This is a genomic window from Streptomyces sp. NPDC003720 (assembly GCF_042875075.1).
In the GTDB taxonomy this organism is placed as follows: domain Bacteria; phylum Actinomycetota; class Actinomycetes; order Streptomycetales; family Streptomycetaceae; genus Streptomyces.
This window is the reverse complement of the sequence record NZ_JBIANZ010000015.1, coordinates 110,435-131,224: the sequence shown is the minus strand read 5'-3', so window position 1 is coordinate 131,224 and position 20,790 is coordinate 110,435. Positions and strand designations below refer to the sequence as shown.

Below are 20,790 nucleotides of genomic sequence, written 5' to 3'. Positions count from 1 at the left end.
ACCAGGCCCGGAACCGGCATTGGCACCGGCGACGGGACGGCCGACGGTACGGTCCCGGCCGCCCGGGCGGACGCGGACGATACGGCTCGCGGCGCGACTACGGCACAGCACCAGGCGTCGACGGCTGCCGACGAGGGCACCAGGCCCGGAACCGGCATTGGCACCGGCGACGGGACGGCCGACGGTACGGTCCCGGCCGCCCGGGCGGACGCGGACGATACGGCTCGCGGCGCGACCACGGCACAGCATCGGGCGTCGACGGCTGCCGACGAGGGCACCAGGCCCGGCACCGGCGCCGGCGACGGGACGGCCGACGGTACGGTCCCGGCCGCCAGGGCGGCCGCGGACGCCACGGCTCGCGGCGCGAGCACGGCACAGCACCGGGCGCTGACCGCTGCCGGCGAGGCGCCCTGGTACGTCACCGCCCACCGCTCCCGGCTGCTGCTGCGTGGCCGGATCCTGCTCGACCTGCGGCATCCCGCCGCCGCCATCGGCGAACTCCGTGAGGCCTGCGCCACGCTGGACCTGGAGCGGGCCCCCGACGCCGTACGCGGGCCGGCCCTGCTCGACCTGGCGCGGGCGCTGCGGGAGGCCGGGGCCGAGGACGGCGAGACCCGGCAGGCGCTGCTGCGGGCCCTGCGGGCCGCCGGGGACGACCCGGGTCTGCTGCTGCCCAGCCTGGCCGCGCTGGCCGCCTTCCACGACGCGGCGGGCGAGGCCCCGGAGGCCGACGAGGCCTACGAGCGGGCCGCGCTGCTCGCCCCCGCCGACGGCGCCCTGCGCTGGCAGCTCCTCACCTCCTGGGGCGAGTCACTGCTGCGGCGGGCCTCCGCGCGGGACGGCGCGAGGATCGTGGACCGGGCCGAGTACGTGCTGCGCGAAGCGCTGCAGGCGCTCCCCGCCCGGTCCGCGCACCGCGGGCGGCTGCAGGGACTGGTCGGCAGCGCGCTCGCCCAGCGCTTCCGCCACCTCGGCTTCCTGCCCGACCTGTTCGAGAGCCGGCACCTGCTCGGCCAGGCGGTGCGCGCGGCCGCCGACGCGGCCGTACGGGCCGAGGTCTGGCTGCAGTTGGGCCGGGTGCGGCTGGAGGGCTGGCGCCGGGCCGGGGCGCCCGTACTGGTGGACGCCCTGCAGGCCTACGAGAACGCGGACCGGGAGGCGCGGGCCGCGCACGGCGAGGACCCGGGCTCGGTGACCTCCGCCCGGGCGCGGCACGGCAGCGGGGCGGTGCTGGCCCTGATGGGCCGGCCCGCAGCGGCGGCCGGGGCCTACCGGGCGGCGCGGGAGCAGTGGCAGCGGCTGGCGGGGGCGCTGCGCCCGGTCGACTGGGCGGACGTCGAGCTGACCCGGCGCGCGGAGGCGGAGCCGGTGACCGGTGAGGGACCGGCTCGTGCGGTGCGGGAACTGCCCGACGAGGAATGGGAGCGGATCGCTCCGCCCTGGTGGCCGTGGACCGAAGAGTGGGCGAACTGGTCAGAACTTGACCGGAGTTGATCTGGTCAGGGTTTCCACTTCCGGGCTGTCGGGAAGAACTGGGCAGCCATGACGACGGAGCGGGCCGTTCGCGGGCAGGGAGGAGCCGAGTGTGGCGGAGCAGTGGAGCGGGGCGGCCGCCCCCGGCCGGGACGCCGGGCATGCCGCGCGTCTGCCCGACCTCATCGGCGTCGACCTGCGTACCTTGCGGTTTCTCGATGATCCGGAACTGACCGCGGCCGTCGACCTCGTCCTGCGGGACGCCACCGAGTGCCGGCAGGTCTGGTTCAGCGACGGCGAGGGCGAGGTGCAGCCGTCCCGGGCGGGTACGTTTTCAGCCGGACTCGGCGAGCCCGGCCGGCGGCCGGACGAGCGGGGATGACCTCGGCGCCGATACCCGCCGAGGTCTTCGGGGCGCTCGCCGGCACCCGCCCCACACCCAGCGGTACGCAGGCACTGCGTGCCGCGGTCCACGCGCGTCGCATGCTGCTCCTCAAGTCCCTCCTGGTGCGCGTCGACCGCCAGCGCCGGCTCCTGGAGCCCGCCGCCCACCGGGAGTTCGAGCGGGCCTGGGCGCTGCTGGCGGCCGCCGAGCGGACCGACCCCGCCGCCGTTCGCGAGGTGCTCGACTACCCGATGACCGGCGCCTGGCTGGCCGCCGCGCTCGCCGCGCCCCAGGGAGCCGCGTTCGAACGGCATCTGGCCCACCTCGGCGGCGTCGCCGTCGCCGCGGCCGTCCGCGCGGGCCACCCGCCGGCCGGAACCCTGGCCGTGCCCACCGGCCTGCTGGTGCTGCCCGGCCTGGGCGTGCTGCGCTGCCCCTCGGGCCTGGTCCGGCTGAGCGGCGGGCCGGGCGGGGCGCGGATCGCGGACGCGGACGGCCGCACCGAGGCGGTCCTGCCGCGTCCGGCACGGCGGTCCGCGCCCGGCGCGGCCCCCCAAAACGGCGAAGGGACAGGCTGGAGGGCGCTGCGGACGCTGCCCGGCGGCACCGTCCGCCTCGACGACCTCGATCCGTACCGGGCGCTCCCGCCCGGCAGCGTCCCCGGAGCGCCGCCCGCCGCCGACCGCGCCGACTCCCCCTGGGAGGCCTGGGCCGGCCGCTGGCGCCGCGCCCGCGAACTGCTGACCGCGGTCGACGGGCGGCGCGCCGCCGAGACCGGCGCCCTGCTGCGCGCCGTGGTCCCGCTGGCCGCCGCCGGGCCGGGCGCCACCCCGATGAGCGCCACCCGCAGGTCCGCGCCCGGCGCCGCGCTGATCCAGCTGCCGGGCACGGCGCGAGAACTCGCGGAGTCCCTGGTGCACGAGACCCACCACAGCAAGCTCGCGGCGCTGGACGAACTGGTCCCGCTGTGCGCGCCCGGCGGGAGCGCGGTCCACCGGGTCGGCTGGCGCCCCGACCCCCGCCCGGTCCCGGCCGTGCTGCAGGGCGCCTACGCCCATCTGGCGCTGACCGACCTGTGGTGGAGGGTGCGCACCGGCGCCGGGGCCGCACCGGCGTGGCGGCGCCGGGCCGGCGAGCGGTTCGAGCTGTTCCGCGAGGAGGTGGGGCAGGCCTTGTCCCTCCTCCTGGAATCCGATGAACTGACCGTAGCGGGAAGGGAGTTCGTCCAGGGCATGGAGCGTCACCACGCCGGTCTCGGCGTGGCGGCCCAAAATGTTCTGTGACGCTCCGCAGGGGCGTAATTTCTGTGCGTTAGCGTGTGCCGTGAGAGTGCGGTGGCGGGAACAGGGAGCGTGCGATGGCGGAACAGCGGCGGTCGGGCGGGGACGGGGCTCCGGCCTCCGAACGCATCCTGGTGGTCTTCCCCGGCTACCACCGGGCCTGGGCGGCCTGGATCGCCCAGTGCCTGGAGAGCCACGGACACCAGGCCACGCTGCAGCGCTGGGACCCGCCGCGCGAGACCCCGCTGGAGGATTCCCTCGCCGACCTGCTGCTGGCCTCCGGCCCGGTGCTGCTCGTCCTGGACGACTGGTTCTTCGAGCTGGGACCGCGCCCGGCGGGGGAGTGGAACGACGCCCTGCGCGGCTTCGTCGCGGCCAACGCCGACCGGTTCGCGGCCGTCAACCTCACCAACCGGTCGCTGCTGCCGGCCACCGCGGTCCTCGAACCGGCCAGTCTGTGGGGCCTGAGCGAGGAGGCCGCCGAGGAGCGGCTGCTGCGCCGGCTGGGCCTGGAGCGCCGCCGGGTCCCGCGGCCGACCGCCCACCGGGCCCGCTACCCCGAGAACCGCTGCGAGATCTGGGGCGAGGTCCCCCGCCGCAACCCGCGCTTCACCGGCCGGGACGACCTGCTCACCAGCCTGCACCAGCAACTCGCCGACGCCGACCGGGGAGCCGCCGTCTGCACCCTGCTCGGCATGTCCGGCATCGGCAAGACCCAGCTCGCCGCCGAGTACGCGCACCGGTTCAGCACCGACTACGACGTCGTGTGGTGGGTCAACTCCGACGACCGCAACATCCAGCGCGACCGGCTCGGGGAGCTCGCCGTGGAGCTCGGACTTCGGGTCGGCAACGAACCCGGCGAGCGCATCCGGGCCGTCCGGGAGGCCCTGCGCCGCGGCGAGCCCTACGGCCGCTGGCTGCTGATCTTCGACGGCTGGGACGACACCGAGGGCGTCGACACCCTGCTCCCGCAGGGCGCGGGCCACGTCCTCGTCACCTCCCGCAACCGCGGCTGGGGCGAGCACACCGACATCCTCGAGATCCCCGCCTTCCTGCGCGCCGAGTCCACCGCCTACCTGCTGCGCCGCGCACCGCACATCAGCGCCGCCGAGGCCGACGAGGTCGCCGCCGAGTTCGGCGACGTGGCGCTGCCGCTCGTCCAGGCCGCCTCCTGGCTCGGCGAGTCACGCATGGAGGTGCCCGAGTACCTGCGCATGGTGCGCGAGCGCCGGCTGTCCACCGTGGACGAGCCCGCCACCGGCGAGGGCTTCCCGCGCTCGTCCATGACGTCCTGGTCGATACTGCTCAACCGGCTGCGCGGCGCCCAGCCGCAGACCATCGACATCCTCGGCCTGTGCACCTCGTTCGCGCCCGGACGCATCCCGCTCGGCCTCATCCGCGCCTACCCGCACGCCGACCTGCCCGAGCAGCTGCGCTGGATGTCCGGCGACCTGACCGCCTGGACCCGCGCCCTGGACACGCTGGTCAACTACTCGGTGCTGACCCGGGAGACCCGCGGCCCGGTGGGCGTCGAGATGGGCCCGCACCAGGAGTCGGTGCACATGCACCGGCTGGTCCACGACATCGTCTCCAAGCTGACCAGCGAGGAGAGCCGGGCCGTGCACCGCCAGGCGGTCCGCACCCTGCTGGCCCAGGCCGACCCAGGCAACCCGCTGGACAGCCGCAACTGGCCCCGGTACGCGGAACTGCTGCCCCACCTGGAGCCCTCCGGCGCCCTCGGCAGCGCCCAGCCACGGGTCCAGGAGACCGTGCTGAACTGCCTGCGCTACTGCTACCGCAGCGGCGAGTACAAGGGCGGCCTCGACCTGGCCCGGCGGATCCGCGACCGCTGGTCCCGGATCATGGACCCGCTGGCGCAGCCCATGCTCGACCTCACCACGCAGGAGAGCAACATCCTGCGGGCCAGCGGCCGGTTCCGCGACGCCTACGACCTCGACCGCGCCGTCCACCAGCGCCTCGGCGCCGCCGCGTCGCCCCCGGAGCTGGCCGAGCTGTCCACCAAGGGCGCCATGGCCGCCAGCCTGCGCCACCTGGGCCGCTACGACGAGGCGTACGAGCTGCAGCGCGAAGTCCTCGACGGCTACGGCAGACTGCTCGGCCCGGACGAGGGCCCCGCGCTCATCGCCCGGCACAACCACGGCGTCGGACTGCGGCTGCTCGGCCGCTACCAGGAGGCGTACGAACTCGACCTGGACACGCTCGCCAGACGGGACAACGTCCTGCGCGCCCGGCACATCAGCACCCTCAACTCGGGCGGCGCCGTCGCCCACGACCTGCGGCTGCTGGGCCGGTACCGGGACGCGCTGGCCCGTCAGGAGACCGTGGTCCGGCTGAGCCTGCAGGTGCTCGGCGCACGGCATCCGCAGACCCTTTCGGCCCGCGGCCAGCTCGTCATGTGCCGCCGCCGGGAAGGCGGTCACATCCAGGACCTGGGACCCGAGATGGCGAACCTGCTGGAGCAGCTCGCCCAGGTGCACGGCGGTGACCACTACCGGACCCTGGCCTTCACCACCAACTACGGCAACTACCTGCGCGAGCACGGCGACCTCGACCAGGCCCGGGAGCTGATCGACCGGGCCGAGGTCGGCTACCGTGCGCTGCTCGGCCCGGCCCACCCGGTCGCCACCGGCATGCTCTCCAACACCGGTCTCGTCATGCAGGCCGCCGGTGAACGCGCCGAGGCCCTGGCCATGTTCGAGGCGTCCTTCGCGGGCCTCACCGCCACCCTCGGCCCCGACCATCCGTGGGTCCTCGGCTGCGCCCTCAACGCGGCCAGCGCCCGCAACCTGGGCGACCGGATCACCGACGCGGTGGAGCTGAGCCGGGAGACCCTGCGCCGGGCCCGGCACACGCTGGGGCACGAGCATCCGCTCACGCTCTCCTGCCAGGTGGCGCTGGCCGCCGATCTGCGGGCCGCGCGGGAGCACGAGGAGGCCGGAAAGCTGGAGGACGACGGCCTCCTGGGCCTCACCCGCACCCTCGGCGCCCAGCACCCCCACACCATCTCGGCCCGCCAGCGAACCCGCCCCTACTGGGACTTCGAGCCCTACCTGGGCTGACCGCGCCGCGAAGGGGCGCGGGGAACGGCGCGCCCCCCACACACACCCGCAGCCGCGCGGATCCCCGACCACCCCACCCAGTAGGCGAAGGACCCGGCTCCGAGTTCACAGGAACTCGGAGCCGGGCCCGATTCGGCTGAACCGCCGGAGGCCTACGCCTCGAACACCTCACGCACCAGCTGCTCCTGCTCGGCCTGGTGCCGCTTCGCGGAGCCCACCGCCGGGGACGAGCCGTGCGGACGCGAGATGCGCCGCAGCCGCTCGCCGGCCGGGATGTCGGCGCCGACCGCCAGGTCCAGGTGGTCGATCAGGTTGAGCGCGATGAACGGCCAGGCACCCTGGTTCGCCGGCTCCTCCTGCGCCCACAGGTACTTCTCGGCGTTCGGGTACTTGTTGACCTCGGCCTGGATCTCCGTACCCGGCAGCGGGTACAGGCGCTCGATGCGGATGATCGCCGTGTCGGTGACACCGCGCTTGACCCGCTCGGCCTCCAGGTCGTAGTACAGCTTGCCCGCCACGAAGACGACCTTGCGGACCGCGGCCGGGTCCACCGAGGCGTCGCCGATGACCGGGCGGAACTGACCCGAGGTGAACTCCTCCGTCTTCGACGCGGCGGCCTTGAGGCGCAGCATCGACTTCGGGGTGAAGACCACCAGCGGCTTGTGGTGCGGGTTGTGCACCTGCCACCGCAGGAGGTGGAAGTAGTTCGACGGGAGGGTCGGCATGGCGACCGTCATGTTGTTCTGGGCGCAGAGCTGCAGGAAGCGCTCGACACGGGCCGAGGAGTGGTCCGGGCCCTGGCCCTCGTAGCCGTGCGGGAGGAGGAGGGTGACGCCGGACGTCTGGCCCCACTTCTGCTCCGCCGCCGAGATGTACTCGTCGACCACCGTCTGCGCGCCGTTGACGAAGTCGCCGAACTGCGCCTCCCACATGACGAGCGCGTCGGGGCGGGCCAGCGAGTAGCCGTACTCGAAGCCCATGACCGCGTACTCGGACAGCAGGGAGTTGTAGACGTTGTACCGCGCCTGCTCCTCGGCGAGGTACATCAGCGGCGTGAACTCCTCGCCCGTCTCGCGGTCGATGAGGACCGCGTGGCGCTGGCCGAAGGTGCCCCGCTGGGAGTCCTGGCCGGACAGACGGACCGGGGTGCCCTCCAGCAGGAGGGAGCCGACGGCGAGGGTCTCGCCCATGCCCCAGTCGATCGTGCCGTCCTCGACCATCGTCGCCCGGCGCTGCAGCTGCGGCAGCAGACGCGGGTGGACGTGGAAGGAGTCGGGGATGTTGACCTGGGACTCGGCGATCCGCTTCACGACCTCCGTGGAGATCGCGGTGTTCACGGCGACCGGGAAGTCGGCCTGCGGGTCCGACACCGGGCCGGAGGCCGGCTGGGACGTGGCCTCGCGGACCTCCGTGAAGACCTTCTCCAGCTGGCCCTGGTAGTCCTGCAGGGCCTGCTCGGCCTCTTCCAGGGTGATGTCGCCGCGACCGATCAGGGACTCGGTGTAGAGCTTGCGCACCGAGCGCTTCTTGTCGATCAGGTCGTACATCAGCGGCTGGGTGAAGGCCGGGTTGTCCGACTCGTTGTGACCGCGGCGGCGGTAGCAGATGAGGTCGATCACCACGTCCTTGTTGAACGCCTGGCGGAACTCGAAGGCGAGCCGCGCGACGCGCACGACGGCCTCCGGGTCGTCGCCGTTCACGTGGAAGATCGGGGCCTCGATCATGCGGGCCACGTCCGTCGCGTACATGGACGAACGCGAGGACTCGGGGGCCGCGGTGAAGCCGACCTGGTTGTTGATGACGATGTGGACCGTGCCGCCGGTGCGGTAGCCGCGCAGCTGCGACATGTTCAGGGTCTCGGCCACGACGCCCTGGCCCGCGAAGGCCGCGTCGCCGTGGATCGCCACCGGCAGGACCGTGAAGTCCGTGCCGCCCTTGTTGATGATGTCCTGCTTGGCGCGGGCGATGCCCTCGATGACCGGGTCGACGGTCTCCAGGTGCGAGGGGTTGGCGGCCAGCGAGACGGTGATCTGCTCGCCGTCCAGACCGGTGAAGGTGCCCTGGGCGCCCAGGTGGTACTTCACGTCGCCGGAGCCGTGCATCGACTTCGGGTCGAGGTTGCCCTCGAACTCGCGGAAGATCTGCGCGTACGACTTGCCGACGATGTTGGCGAGGACGTTCAGGCGGCCGCGGTGGGCCATGCCGATGACGACCTCGTCCAGGCGGGACTCGGCCGCCGAGTCGATGACCGCGTCCAGCAGCGGGATGACGGACTCGCCGCCCTCCAGCGAGAAGCGCTTCTGGCCGACGTACTTCGTCTGCAGGAAGGTCTCGAAGGCCTCCGCCGCGTTCAGGCGGCGCAGGATGCGCAGCTGCTCCTCGCGCTCCGGCTTGGAGTGCGGGCGCTCGACGCGGTCCTGGATCCACTTGCGCTGCTTGGGGTCCTGGATGTGCATGAACTCGATGCCGGTGGTGCGGCAGTACGAGTCGCGCAGCACGCCGAGGATGTCGCGCAGCTTCATCATCGACTTGCCGGCGAAGCCGCCGACGGCGAACTCGCGCTCCAGGTCCCACAGGGTGAGGCCGTGCTCGGTGATGTCCAGGTCGGGGTGCTTGCGCTGCTGGTACTCCAGCGGGTCGGTGTCGGCCATGACGTGGCCGCGGACCCGGTAGGAGTGGATCAGCTCGAAGACCCGCGCGGCCTTGGTGACGTCGTCGTCGTGGCTGGCGTCGATGTCCTTGAGCCAGCGGACCGGCTCGTAGGGGATGCGCAGGGCCTCGAAGATGTCGTCGTAGAAGCCGTTCTCACCGAGCAGCAGGTTCGCGACCTGGCGGAGGAACTCGCCGGAGGCGGCGCCCTGGATCACCCGGTGGTCGTAGGTCGACGTGAGCGTCATGACCTTCGAGATGCCGAGCTTGTTCAGCGTGTCCTGGCTGGTGCCCTGGAACTCGGCCGGGTAGTCCATGGAGCCGACGCCCATGATCACGGACTGGCCGGGCATCAGGCGCGGCACGGAGTGGACGGTGCCGAGACCGCCGGGGTTGGTGAGCGAGACCGTCACGCCGGTGAAGTCGTCCATCGTCAGCTTGCCGTCGCGGGCGCGGCGGACGATGTCCTCGTAGGCCTGCCAGAACTCGAAGAAGTTCAGCGTCTCGGCCTTCTTGATGGCGGCCACGACGAGCTGGCGGTCGCCGTTGGGCTTCACCAGGTCGATGGCCAGGCCGAGGTTGACGTGCGGCGGCTTGACGAGGGTCGGCTTGCCGTCCTTCTCGCCGAACGAGTAGTTCATCGACGGCATGGCCTTGATGGCCTGCACCATCGCGAAGCCGATCAGGTGCGTGAAGGAGATCTTCCCGCCCCGGGCGCGCTTCAGGTGGTTGTTGATGACGATCCGGTTGTCGAACAGCAGCTTCACCGGGACCGCGCGGACCGAGGTGGCCGTCGGCAGCTCCAGCGAGGCGTTCATGTTCTTCGCGACGGCGGCGGACGGCCCGCGCAGCGTCACGTACTCCGGACCCTCGGGGGCCTCGGCGGCGGGGGCGGCCTTGGCCTTCGGCTGAGCGGGCGCCTGTGCGGGCGTCGCCGGCTTGGCCGGGGCGGGGGCCGCCGCCTTCGCCGCGGGGGCGGGAGCGGCGGGAGCCGGAGCGGCGGGCGGGGCCGCGGCGGGCTGGGGAGCGGCCGCGGGCGCCGGAGCGGGAGCGGCCTGGGCCGGAGCGGCCGGCTGGGCCTGGGGAGCCGGGGTGGTGGTCCCTGCGGCCCCCGCGGCCGCAGTACCCGCCGGAGCCGACGCGGCAGGCGCACCCGGCTTGTAGTCGGCGAAGAAGTCCCACCAGGCACGGTCTACCGAATTCGGGTCCTGGAGGTACTGCTGATAGATCTCGTCGACGAGCCACTCGTTGGGGCCGAACGCCGCGGCGGGGTTCTTCCCGGCTTGGTCGTCGGTCGAGATGCTCGAGTTACTGGGGGACTGTGGCGACACGGCGGCAACCGCCCTCTTCCGCTTCACAAGGTTATGGACAGCGGGAATAAAGGCTACGCCTCCAAGACCGTGAAGGTCAGGTCGGGCCCGTCCATCGTCGCGTAAGTCACACCGGAAATCTTGTTTCAGGGCTTGATATGGCGGGAAACAAGTGTGGTTCCGGATGCGTGAGAGGGTGTGCGGGATCGCCGAGCGGGGCCCGGCGCGGCCTTGCGGCACGCGTCTTCGGGGCCCGCCCCTGATCACACGTGTCCGGCTGCGCGGACGCTCGTGGATCTTGAGGTTCCGGTTCGGACCCTACGTCAACTTCGGATGGAAGTCTCTCCCGGAAGAGTGACAATGATCCGGCAGCCGCGCTCGGATTCGGCCACACCGATCCGGCCGCCGTGGAGATCGACCGCCCAGCGCGCGATCGCCAGGCCGAGGCCGGTGCCGCCGTCGCTGCCCGGACCGTGCGGCCGGGTCACCGCGCCGCGGTTGAACCGCTCGAACACGCGGTGCCAGTCCGACCGCGGGATGCCCGGGCCCTCGTCCAGCACCTCGAGCTCCAGCGAGTCCGGCTGCGGCCCGCGCCGCGCCTTCACGGTCACCCGGCCGTGCGGCGGGCTGTGCTTGACCGCGTTGTCGATCAGGTTGGCGACCACCTGGTGGATGCGCTCGGGGTCCGCGTGCGCGGTCAGCTCCGGCGGGGAGACGTCGAGGTGCAGGTGCACGTCCGTCCGGGTGTGGCTGCCGGAGCCCGAGGCGATGCCCGCGCGCGCGGAGGCGACCATGTTGGCCTCCTTCAGCACGCCTGACAGGTAGGGCCACACCTCGAAGCGCCGCATCTTCAGCGGTACGACGCCGTTGTCGAGCCGGGACAGGTCCAGCAGCGTCTCCACGAGCCGGCCGAGCCGCTCGGTCTGCTTCAGGGCCGTCCGCATGGTCTCCGGATCGGCCTCGGTGACCCCGTCGACGATGTTCTCCAGCACCGCGCGCAGGCCCGCGATCGGGGTGCGCAGCTCGTGCGAGACGTTCGCCACCAGCTCCTTGCGCTGGCGGTCCTGGGCCTCCAGCTCGTCCGCCATGACGTTGATCGTCACGGCGAGGTCGCCCAGCTCGTCCCGGCGGCCCTCGCTCACCCGGCGGGTGTAGTCGCCCTGCGAGATCGAGCGGGCGACCGTGTTCATCTCGTCCAGCGGGGCGGTGAGCGAATGGGCCACGAACTGCGTTATCAGCAGTGTGGCGATCATCGAGAAGACCGTGATGAAGCGCAGCTCCGTCTTGGTGTGCACCGCGATCATGGACAGACCCGTGGTGATCAGCACCGAGATGACGACCAGCGCGCCCAGCTTGGTCTTGATCGAGAACGGGCGTACGCCGCCCCAGGGCTCCTCCGCGGAGTTCCCGGGGCTCCTCCGTGCGGCCTCCCGCCCTGCGCTCATGGCGTCGGCGTCTCCAGCGCGTACCCGACGCCGTGCACCGTGCGGATCCGCTCGGCGCCGATCTTCCGGCGCAGCGCCTTGATGTGGCTGTCCACGGTCCGGGTGCCGGAGGCGTCCGCCCAGTCCCACACCTCGGCCAGCAGCTGCTCGCGGGAGAGCACCGCGCGCGGGGTGTTCGCCAGGCACACCAGCAGGTCGAACTCGGTGGGCGTGAGGTGGACGTCCTCGGAGCGCACCCGCACCCGGCGCTGCGCGTGGTCGATCTCCAGCTCGCCGAGCCGCAGGATGCCCGAGCGGGGCGTGGAGGCGGCGACGGCCGCCCGCTCCACCCGCCGCAGCAGGACGTGCACCCGCGCGGCCAGCTCCCGCATCGAGAACGGCTTGGTCATGTAGTCGTCGGCGCCGACCCCGAGGCCGACCAGCATGTCGGTCTCGTCGTCGCGCGCGGTGAGCATCAGCACCGGCACCGGGCGCTGGGCCTGCACGCGGCGGCAGACCTCGAGGCCGTCGAAGCCGGGCAGCATGATGTCGAGGATCAGCAGGTCGGGCTGCCAGGCCTCGGCCGTGTCCACCGCGGCCGGTCCGTCGGCCGCGGTCTGCACGAGGAATCCCTCGGCGCGAAGCCGGGCCGCGATGGCGTCGACGATCGTGGGATCGTCCTCGACCACCAGCACCCGGCGCTGTGCGCCGGGGGTGGTCGTGGCCGCGCCGGTCTGGGAGGTGTGTGTCTGCTCCATCGCCCGCCCCTGTTGCTTTCCGGAATCAGTGGGGTGATCCCATGACTGCGATTGACGCTTGAATGATCCGCGCCAGGGCAGCACATTACGGGGACAGGCCGTGCCGTCGCTATCCAGGGCGGACGGCGAGGTGTACGGCGTCCGGAACGCCCCGGGCAACGGGGACCTCTTCGGTACGCACCTGACGGAATCCGGCATTCCGCAAGGTTCCTTCAAATTCCGGAGAGGGTTCGGCCGACCATACTGCAAACACCCCGTCCGGCCTCAACACCCTTGCGCACGCGGCGAGTCCGGCCGGGGAGTAGAGGCCGCCGTTGTCCTCGGTGACGGTCCAGCCCGGCCCGTTGTCGATGTCGAGGCACAAAGCGTCGAACGTGTCCGATGTCTCCTTCAGATAAGTGAGCAGATCCGCCTCGACGATCCGGGTGCGCGGATCGCCGAGCGCCGCGGCGGACACCTCCGCCAGCGGGCCCCGGCGGTGCCAGTCGATGACGGCCGGCTCCCGCTCGGCGACGGTGATCCGCCCCCAGCGTCCGCCGGCCGCGGCGTGCGCGAGCGAGAACCCCACGCCCAGTCCGCCGATCAGCACCTCGGGCGCCGGGCGCCCGTCCAGCGCGTCGTACGCCGCGTCCACCAGCAGTCGCTCCGAGCGGCCGTCGGAGGTGTCCATCAGGAAGCAGCCGTTGGCGATGATCTGCAGCAGCGCGCCGTGCCTGCGCAGCACCACCTCGCCGTACGGGCCTTCGCGACGGTCCAGGACCACGGGGGAGTCGTACGCGGCAGTCATGCGCCCATCCTGCTCTGATCCGGCGTCAGGGGCACCGGAATTTCGGTGATCGCTCACAGCGAACGGCGGGCCGGGAACAACGGCGGGCCGTCGGACATTGAGTCGGCATAGCTCAAGTTGACTGCCTAAGGGGAGATCATGGCTGCTGAGTCCACGGCGTTCACGCTCGTACTGCCGGTGCTGCCGCTCGACGACGAGGTCGTGCTGCCCGGCATGGTGGTCCCGCTGGATCTGAGCGACGCCGAGGTGCGGGCCGCGGTGGAGGCGGCGCAGGCCGCCGCCCGCTCGGAGCCCGGCAAGCCCAGGGTCCTGCTGGTGCCGCGCGTCGACGGCACCTACGCGAAGACCGGTGTGCTCGGCACCGTCGAGCAGGTCGGCCGGATGGCCGACGGCGACCCGGGCGCGCTGATCCGGGGCCGCGGCCGGGTGCGCATCGGCGCCGGCACGACGGGTCCGGGCGCGGCCCTGTGGGTGGAGGGCGCGCGGATCGACGAGACCGTTCCGGAACCGCTGCCCGGCCAGGTCGCCGACCTGGTCAAGGAGTACAAGGCCCTGGCCACCGCGTGGCTGCGCAAGCGCGGCGCCTGGCAGGTCGTGGACCGGGTCCAGGCCATCGACGACGTCTCGGCGCTCGCCGACAACTCCGGGTACTCGCCCTTCCTGACCACCGAGCAGAAGGTCGAGCTGCTGGAGACCGCCGACCCGGTGGCCCGGCTGAAGCTCGCCACCCAGCAACTGCGCGACCACCTCGCCGAGCAGGACGTCGCCGAGACCATCGCCAAGGACGTCCAGGAGGGCGTCGACAAGCAGCAGCGCGAGTTCCTGCTGCGCCGCCAGCTCGAGGCCGTCCGCAAGGAGCTGCGCGAGCTGAACGGCGAGAGCGACGGCGAGGAGTCGGACGACTACCGCGCCCGCGTCGAGGCCGCCGACCTGCCGGAGAAGGTCCGCGAGGCCGCCCTGAAGGAGGTCGACAAGCTGGAGCGGTCCAGCGACCAGTCGCCCGAGGGCTCGTGGATCAGGACCTGGCTGGACACGGTGCTGGAGATGCCGTGGAACGAGCGCACCGAGGACGCCTACGACATCCAGGGCGCCAAGGCCGTGCTCGACGCCGAGCACGCGGGGCTCGAGGACGTCAAGGAGCGCATCACCGAGTACCTGGCGGTGCGCAAGCGGCGCGGCGAGCGCGGCCTCGGCGTGATCGGCGGGCGGCGCGGGGGCGCCGTGCTGGCGCTCGTGGGCCCGCCCGGCGTCGGCAAGACCAGCCTCGGCGAGTCCGTCGCGCACGCCATGGGGCGCAAGTTCGTCCGGGTCGCCCTCGGCGGCGTACGGGACGAGGCCGAGGTCCGCGGCCACCGGCGCACGTACGTCGGCGCGCTGCCCGGCCGGATCGTCCGCGCCGTCAAGGAGGCCGGGTCCATGAACCCGGTGGTGCTGCTCGACGAGATCGACAAGGTGGGCTCCGACTTCCGGGGCGACCCGGCGGCGGCCCTGCTCGAGGTCCTCGACCCCGCGCAGAACCACACCTTCCGGGACCACTACCTGGAGGTCGAACTCGACCTCTCCGACGTGGTCTTCCTCGCCACCGCGAACGTCCTGGAGGCCATCCCGGAGGCGCTCGCGGACCGGATGGAGATCGTCCGGCTGGACGGCTACACCGAGGACGAGAAGGTCGTCATCGCCCGTGACCACCTGCTCCCGCGCCAGCTCGAGCGGGCCGGCCTGGACCGGGACGAGGTCACGATCGACGAGAGCGCGCTGCGCAGGCTCGCCGGCGAGTACACCCGCGAGGCGGGCGTGCGCACCCTGGAGCGGTCCCTGGCCCGGCTGCTGCGCAAGGTCGCGGCACAGCACGAACTCGGTGAGCGCGAGCTGCCGTTCACCGTCCGGGACGAGGATCTGCGCGCGCTGATCGGACGCCCGCACCACGTGCCCGAGTCCGCCCAGGACCCGGCCGAGCGCCGGACCTCCGTCCCGGGCGTGGCCACCGGCCTCGCGGTCACCGGCGCCGGCGGCGACGTGCTCTTCGTGGAGGCGTCCCTCGCCGACCCGGAGACCGGCGCGGCCGGACTGACCCTGACCGGTCAGCTCGGGGACGTGATGAAGGAGTCGGCGCAGATCGCGCTGAGCTTCCTGCGCAGCCACGGCGCCGAACTCGAGCTGCCGGTGGGCGACCTGAGGGACCGGGGCGTGCACATCCACTTCCCGGCGGGCGCGGTCCCGAAGGACGGGCCGAGCGCGGGCATCACCATGACCACCGCCCTCGCCTCCCTGCTCTCCGGCCGGCTGGTCCGCACCGACGTGGCGATGACCGGCGAGGTCTCGCTGACCGGCCGGGTGCTGCCGATCGGCGGGGTGAAGCAGAAGCTGCTCGCCGCCCACCGCGCCGGGGTGACCACCGTGATCATCCCCAAGCGCAACGAGCCCGACCTGGACGACGTCCCGGCCGAGGTGCTGGACAGGCTCGACGTCCACGCCGTGACCGACGTCCGCCAGGTCCTGGAGCTGGCCCTCGCGCCCGCCGCGAACGGCGCGGAGCCGGAGGTTCCGGTGGCGGCGTGACGGACGCCCCCGGATGAGGGAGGGCCCGGGTCCCGCACGGGACCCGGGCCCTCACCGCGTCCGCGGGCGCCCCTCACCGCGTCCGCGGGCGCCGGGCTCAGTCCGCGGAGAGCGACTGCTCCGCCCACACGGTCTTGCCCACCCGGTCGTGCCGGGTGCCCCAGCGTTCGGAGAGCTGGGCGACCAGCAGCAGGCCCCGGCCCCCCTCGTCGTAGATCCGGGCGCGCCGCATGTGCGGGGTGGAGCCGCTGGCGTCGTAGACCTCGCAGATCAGGGTGGGGTCCTGGTGGATCAGCCGCAGCCGGATGGGCGGCCGGCCGTGGCGGATGGCGTTGGTGACCAGCTCGCTGACCACCAGCTCGGTGGTGAAGGCGGCCTCCTCCAGCCCCCACGCGGAGAGCTGGTCGCTCGCGTGCTTGCGGGCCCGGGCCACCACCGTGGGATCGCTCGTCAGCTCCCAGGAGGCCACCCGGTCGGCGCGCAGCGCCCGGGTGCGGGCGACGAGCAGGGCGGCGTCGTCGTCGGGACGACGGGTCGTCAGCTCGGTCAGCACCCGGTCGCAGAGCGCGTCCAGGGTCGGCGCGGGCCGGCCGAGGGCGCCGAACAGCGGGTCCAGTGCCTCGTCGGCGTCGGGATCGTGGGGTTCGAGCAGTCCGTCGGTGTAGAGGACGAGCAGGCTGCCCTCGGGCAGCTCGGTCTCCAGGGCCTCGAAGGGGAGCCGCCCGCCGAGGCCGAGCGCCGGGCCGGCGGGCACGTCGAGGATGCGGACGGCGCCGTCCGGGGTGACCACGGCGGGCGGGGGGTGGCCGGCCCGGGCCAGGGCGCAGTGACGCGAGACCGGGTCGTAGACCGCGTACAGGCACGTGGTCCCGATGCCGCCCGCCGCCTCGCCGGCCGGGTCCGCGCCCTCGTCCGCGGCCAGCCGCAGCACGAGGTCGTCGAGGTGGGTGAGCAGTTCGTCCGCGGGGAGGTCGACGTCGGCCAGGGTGCGCACCGCCGTGCGCAGCCGGCCCGTGGTGGCGGAGGCCCGCGTCCCGTGGCCGACGACGTGGCCGGCGACCAGGGCGACGCGCGCCCCGGACAGCGGGATCACGTCGAACCAGTCACCGCCGGCCCCGGCCCGGGCGCCGGCGGGCAGACGGCGGCCGGCGATGTCCAGGGCGTCCTGGCCGGGCGGTGCGTGCGGCAGCAGGCCGCGCTGCGCGGCCGTGGCGGCGGGGTGCGGCCGGGCGTACCGCCGCTCGTTGTGCAGGCCGGTGGCCGCCCGGGCGGCCAGCTCCTCGGCGAGCAGCAGGTCCTGCGGGCCGAACGGCTCCCTGCGCCGGTCGCGGCCGAAGAGGGCGACGCCGAGCGTGCTGCCCTCGGCGAGCAGCGGGACCGCGATCAGCGAGTGCGGGCCGGACGGGCCCGGCCGCGCGGCGCCCGGGTCCGCGGCCGCCCTCCCCGGGCCCACCGGGTCCGAGGAGTCGCGCAGCACGGACCGGCCGGTGGCCAGGGACTCGGCGGGAGCCGTCCCCGGCTCGTAGGCGACCGTCCCGCCCACCCCGGGCCCGGCCGGGGGGCCGCCGTCGTCGGACTCGGCCCGCACCGCGGCGCGGCGCAGGACGGCCCGCCGGGCGCCGGCGCCGGACGCGTCGTGAGGGCCGCCGGGTGCGGGCGGGGAGTCGAAGAGGTCCACGGCCGTGAAGTCCGCGAGCCGGGGGACCGCGGCGTCGGCCAGTTCCCGCGCGGTGCGCTCCAGGCCGGGGGCGATGGGATCGTGCGCGGCGGTCTCGTCCGGGGCGTGCTGCCGGAGCGCGGGGCCGGGGGCGTGCCGCTGGGTCGCGAGACAGACCGCGCGCACCGCGCCGGTGCCGTCCTTGAGCGGGGTGAGCACGGTGGGCCGGTCGAGGTCGGGTCCGAGGACGGCCCGCACCTCGCGCGGCTCCCCGGTCTCCAGCACCTGGCGCATGGTCCGCTCGGCCTCGTCCCGCGCCGGCCCGGGCGCGATGTGCGTCAGCCGCAGCCCGCGCATCGCCGCCTCGGGCAGGGACAGCGCCCGTTCCAGCCGGCGGTTGGCGCGCATCAGCCGCAGTTCGGTGTCGAAGATCGCCAGCGGGAAGGGGGACTGGATGAAGGTCCACTCCTCCAGCGGCTCGCCGCGCGGCGGCTGCGGCCGGTCCGCGACGGCGGTGACCACGAGCCAGCCGGACTCGCCGGCGCGCCGCGTCCGGCGGTGGGCGAGCAGCCCCTGCTCCAGCCGCCGGCCGTCCCGGTGCCGCAGCGCGACCGTGCCGTGCCAGCGGTCGTGGCCGGCCAGGGCGTGCCGGACCGCCGGTCCGTCCGCGGCGGCGAGCAGCGCGGTGGCGGGCCGTCCGACGACGACCGCGTCCTCGTAGCCGAGCAGCCTGCGGGCACCCTCGCTCCAGCTGGTGAGGATGCCCTGCTCATCGATGGTGGCCGTGGCCGTGTACGTGGACTGTCGCTCCATCGCCGCTCATCTCGCCCCTGTCCGGCAGGCTCTCCCTGACCAGAATGATCCCGGGCGGCGCGGAGCACCAACGCAGCGCAACGGCGGCCGTCCGCGGGGACGGCCGCCGTGGTGGGACGCGGGGCGGGGATCAGCCGTTGGCCAGGGCCTGCACCCGGTCCAGTGCGCCGTTGAACTTGTCGTGGTCACCGACCGTCGGGCCGGAGGAGGTGTACTGCCACATCGTGTAGTACGACCAGCCCGCCGGCAGCGTCCCCACGGTCGAGGCGTAGCGGGCGATCCACAGCGGGTTGTTGGCGGCGAAGCCGCCGTAGTTGCCGGTGCAGTCGGTCCACCAGCTCGTCGCCGTGTAGATCACGGCGTCCCGGCCGGTGCGCGCCTTGTAGGTGTTGAGGAAGTCGGCGATCCAGCTGACCATCCCGCTCGCGGTCTTGCCGTAGCAGGCGGCGCCGTACGGGTTCCACTCGATGTCGAGCACGCCGGGCAGGGTCTTGCCGTCCCGGGACCAGCCGCCGCCGTGGTCCACGAAGTAGTTGGCCTGGGTGGCGCCGCTCGTGGTGTCCGGGGTGGCGAAGTGGTAGGCGCCGCGGATCATGCCGACGTTGTACGAGCCGTTGTACTGCTGGGCGAAGTACGGGTTCGTGTAGTACGTGCCCTCCGTGGCCTTGGTGTAGGCCCAGCGGACGCCGCTGTTCCAGAGGGTCGACCAGGCGACGTTGCCCTGGTAGCCGGAGACGTCGACGCCCTCGGTCTGGGTCGCGTCACCGGTGCTGGGGGTGCCGTGCTGCCCGTCGTGGGCGGCCACCCCCATGCCCATGGACGCCGAGCCGCGGCTGGGGGTGGTCGCCGCCTGGGCGGTGGTGAGCGGGAGGGCGAGGCCGAGCGCCATGAGCAGGGCCGTGACGAGGACGGCGAGCGGGCGCGGGCGGAGGGAACCAGGTCTGTGCACGGGCATGACGTGCCTCCGGGGAGAGGGGTGGGGGGGATCGTGGGGTGTCCGCTTGACCACTGGCGTGGGCATGTCATTGCTTGCCTGACACAGAAGCTACGCACGTAGATGACACCCTGGGAAGGGGCTCCGGATGCTGCCGTTGGTCTAAGCCTGCGAAATACTTGAAGAGCTGCGGCTATGAAGCCGGTTGGCGAAAACTTTCAGGACGGCGAAACCGATCAGGGGTGCTGACGTGCACGAGGACGCGAACGGCGACGGACGCCGTGTCACCGGACAGGTGACGCCCAGTGGTGCAGACCAGGAATTCCTGGCACTGGAACGCGAGTTGACCTTGCTGCTCCGGCGGGCCCGGGCCAACCAGGGCGAGATGGCCCGCGAGGTCCACCCCGACCTGGAGTCCTCCGCCTACGGTCTGCTCATCCGCCTCGACGAGCTCGGCGGCCAGCGCGCCACCGAGCTCGCGGCCTACATCGGCGTCGGCAAGGCCACCATGTCCCGCCAGCTCCGCGCCCTGGAGGAACTGGGGCTGATCGTCCGCGAGCCCGACCCGGCCGACGGCCGCGCCTGGCTGGTCACCCTGACCGACGAGGGCCGCCGCCGCGTCGGCACCGTCCGCCAGGCCCGCCGCGCCCGCTACGTCAGCCAGCTCGCCCACTGGGACCGCCGCGAGGTCGCGGAACTGGCCAGACTGCTCCACGAGTTGAACGGCGTCACCGAGCGCTGAGCCGCGTGCTCACAGCTCGGCGAACACCACCGTCGCGTCGTCGTGCGTCTTGCCGGGGCCGAGGAACGCCCGCTCCTCCCGGTCCGCCGACTCCAGCCCGCGCACCCGGTCGACCAGCGAGCGGGCGCCCTCCTTGGCGACGAGCGCGAACAGGTCCGCCCAGTCGCCCTCCCGGAACCGGTCCGTCCAGCGGGTCGCGCCGTCCGACAGCGCCGCCAGCGCGCGGACCCGGCCGCGCGGGAGGGTGCCGGCGACGGCGCGGGCGGCGACCGAGGGGTCGGCGGCGGCCGTGAAGAAGCCGCCCTCCCGGTTGCGGAGGTTGGCGTCGACCAGCGCGTCGGTCGCCAGGGCGGAGCGGGGCAGCCGGGCCAGCCGGTCGTCCAGCACCGCGGTGACCGCGCCCCCGGGGGCCTGCAGGAGCAGGGCCGCGTCGGACAGCACCAGGTACTCCACCAGGTCGGCGGACCAGCGGGCCAGGGCCACGGTTGCCTGCGGGGTGCGCGGGTGAGAAAGGTCACAGGTGTCCGCGTGGGCCTCCGCCGTCCGGGCGATCGCCCGCGACAGGACCTCCGGCAGCGTCAGATCTCGGCCGGAAACGGCCAGTTCGGTCAGCGCGCCGCCGAGCCGGGACGTGAACCAGTGGACGGAGTGTGTGCAACCCGTCGCGCCGCGCGGCGGTGTCACTCCGTCCAGCAAGATCACACAACCACCCTGACCGGAAGCGGGTAGTCCGACGCCCGCGAAGTCCTCGTTGGGGCGGTTCGCGTCGCCGGGTTCCGAAACGAGATCTGTTCGCATCCGGCCAGTCTGCACCAGCCCTTCACAGCTTCCGCCAAAGGCGGCCATCGGTCGCCGAATTGGCACGGCCTCGCAGGTCAGGTGCCTGCTTTGGGGGAAAATGACGTACTCAGGCAACGCGTGGTGGCGAATACTGCCAAA

Annotated in this window: 12 protein-coding genes and 1 pseudogene; 6 read left to right on the top strand and 7 right to left on the bottom strand. The window is 73.3% G+C overall.

The genetic code is table 11. The features are described from left to right. The 4 genes and pseudogenes from ACFYU0_RS33035 to fxsT all read left to right on the top strand — a co-directional run. Positions 1-1,494 (top strand): annotated as a pseudogene (locus ACFYU0_RS33035) (hypothetical protein); the annotation flags it as partial. A gap of 91 nt (positions 1,495-1,585) precedes the next feature. Further along, on the top strand, positions 1,586-1,855 hold the full coding sequence (locus ACFYU0_RS33030; RefSeq protein ID WP_389306000.1) for a hypothetical protein: 270 nt from the start codon (positions 1,586-1,588) through the stop codon (positions 1,853-1,855). Continuing rightward, complete coding sequence (locus ACFYU0_RS33025; RefSeq protein WP_389305998.1) at positions 1,852-3,141, top strand: aKG-HExxH-type peptide beta-hydroxylase; 1,290 nt, start codon at positions 1,852-1,854, stop codon at positions 3,139-3,141. Before ACFYU0_RS33030 ends, ACFYU0_RS33025 begins: the two co-directional genes overlap by 4 nt. A 74-nt stretch (positions 3,142-3,215) precedes the next feature. After that, on the top strand, positions 3,216-6,218 hold the full coding sequence (fxsT, locus tag ACFYU0_RS33020) for an FxSxx-COOH system tetratricopeptide repeat protein (protein ID WP_351662743.1): 3,003 nt from the start codon (positions 3,216-3,218) through the stop codon (positions 6,216-6,218). A gap of 152 nt (positions 6,219-6,370) precedes the next feature. Here fxsT and ACFYU0_RS33015 read toward each other — a convergent pair whose 3' ends face one another. The 4 genes from ACFYU0_RS33015 to ACFYU0_RS33000 form a co-directional block, all read right to left on the bottom strand. Next, complete coding sequence (locus tag ACFYU0_RS33015) at positions 6,371-10,198, bottom strand: multifunctional oxoglutarate decarboxylase/oxoglutarate dehydrogenase thiamine pyrophosphate-binding subunit/dihydrolipoyllysine-residue succinyltransferase subunit (protein ID WP_351662746.1); 3,828 nt, start codon at positions 10,196-10,198, stop codon at positions 6,371-6,373. A 302-nt stretch (positions 10,199-10,500) separates the two neighbouring features. Continuing rightward, on the bottom strand, positions 10,501-11,622 hold the full coding sequence (locus tag ACFYU0_RS33010; protein ID WP_351662749.1) for a HAMP domain-containing sensor histidine kinase: 1,122 nt from the start codon (positions 11,620-11,622) through the stop codon (positions 10,501-10,503). After that, the gene (locus ACFYU0_RS33005; RefSeq protein ID WP_351662751.1) at positions 11,619-12,359 is read right to left on the bottom strand and encodes a response regulator transcription factor; all 741 of its coding nucleotides are present in this window, start codon (positions 12,357-12,359) and stop codon (positions 11,619-11,621) included. Before ACFYU0_RS33005 ends, ACFYU0_RS33010 begins: the two co-directional genes overlap by 4 nt. Before the next feature lie 109 nt (positions 12,360-12,468). Then, complete coding sequence (locus ACFYU0_RS33000; RefSeq protein WP_351662753.1) at positions 12,469-13,146, bottom strand: spermidine synthase; 678 nt, start codon at positions 13,144-13,146, stop codon at positions 12,469-12,471. A 138-nt stretch (positions 13,147-13,284) separates the two neighbouring features. Between ACFYU0_RS33000 and lon the strand changes: the two genes are divergently transcribed. Further along, positions 13,285-15,705, top strand: coding sequence for an endopeptidase La (lon, locus tag ACFYU0_RS32995; RefSeq protein ID WP_389305994.1), 2,421 nt, complete (start codon positions 13,285-13,287; stop codon positions 15,703-15,705). Positions 15,706-15,802: 97 nt separating this feature from the next. On the opposite strand, the gene ACFYU0_RS32990 is transcribed toward lon, so the two are convergent. Together ACFYU0_RS32990 and ACFYU0_RS32985 are read right to left on the bottom strand one after the other, a co-directional pair. Further along, positions 15,803-18,175, bottom strand: a complete 2,373-nt coding sequence (locus ACFYU0_RS32990; protein ID WP_389305992.1) for a SpoIIE family protein phosphatase — start codon at positions 18,173-18,175, stop codon at positions 15,803-15,805. A gap of 130 nt (positions 18,176-18,305) precedes the next feature. Then, on the bottom strand, positions 18,306-19,130 hold the full coding sequence (locus tag ACFYU0_RS32985; RefSeq protein ID WP_351662762.1) for a lysozyme: 825 nt from the start codon (positions 19,128-19,130) through the stop codon (positions 18,306-18,308). Positions 19,131-19,359: 229 nt separating this feature from the next. On the opposite strand from ACFYU0_RS32985, the gene ACFYU0_RS32980 reads away from it, so the two are divergent. Next, positions 19,360-19,851, top strand: a complete 492-nt coding sequence (locus tag ACFYU0_RS32980) for a MarR family transcriptional regulator (protein WP_351662765.1) — start codon at positions 19,360-19,362, stop codon at positions 19,849-19,851. A 9-nt stretch (positions 19,852-19,860) separates the two neighbouring features. On the opposite strand, the gene ACFYU0_RS32975 is transcribed toward ACFYU0_RS32980, so the two are convergent. Further along, positions 19,861-20,649 carry a protein phosphatase 2C domain-containing protein gene (locus tag ACFYU0_RS32975; RefSeq protein ID WP_389305989.1) on the bottom strand — a complete coding sequence of 263 codons (789 nt, stop codon included), beginning with the start codon at positions 20,647-20,649 and terminating at the stop codon, positions 19,861-19,863. Between the last annotated feature and the right edge of the window lie 141 nt (positions 20,650-20,790).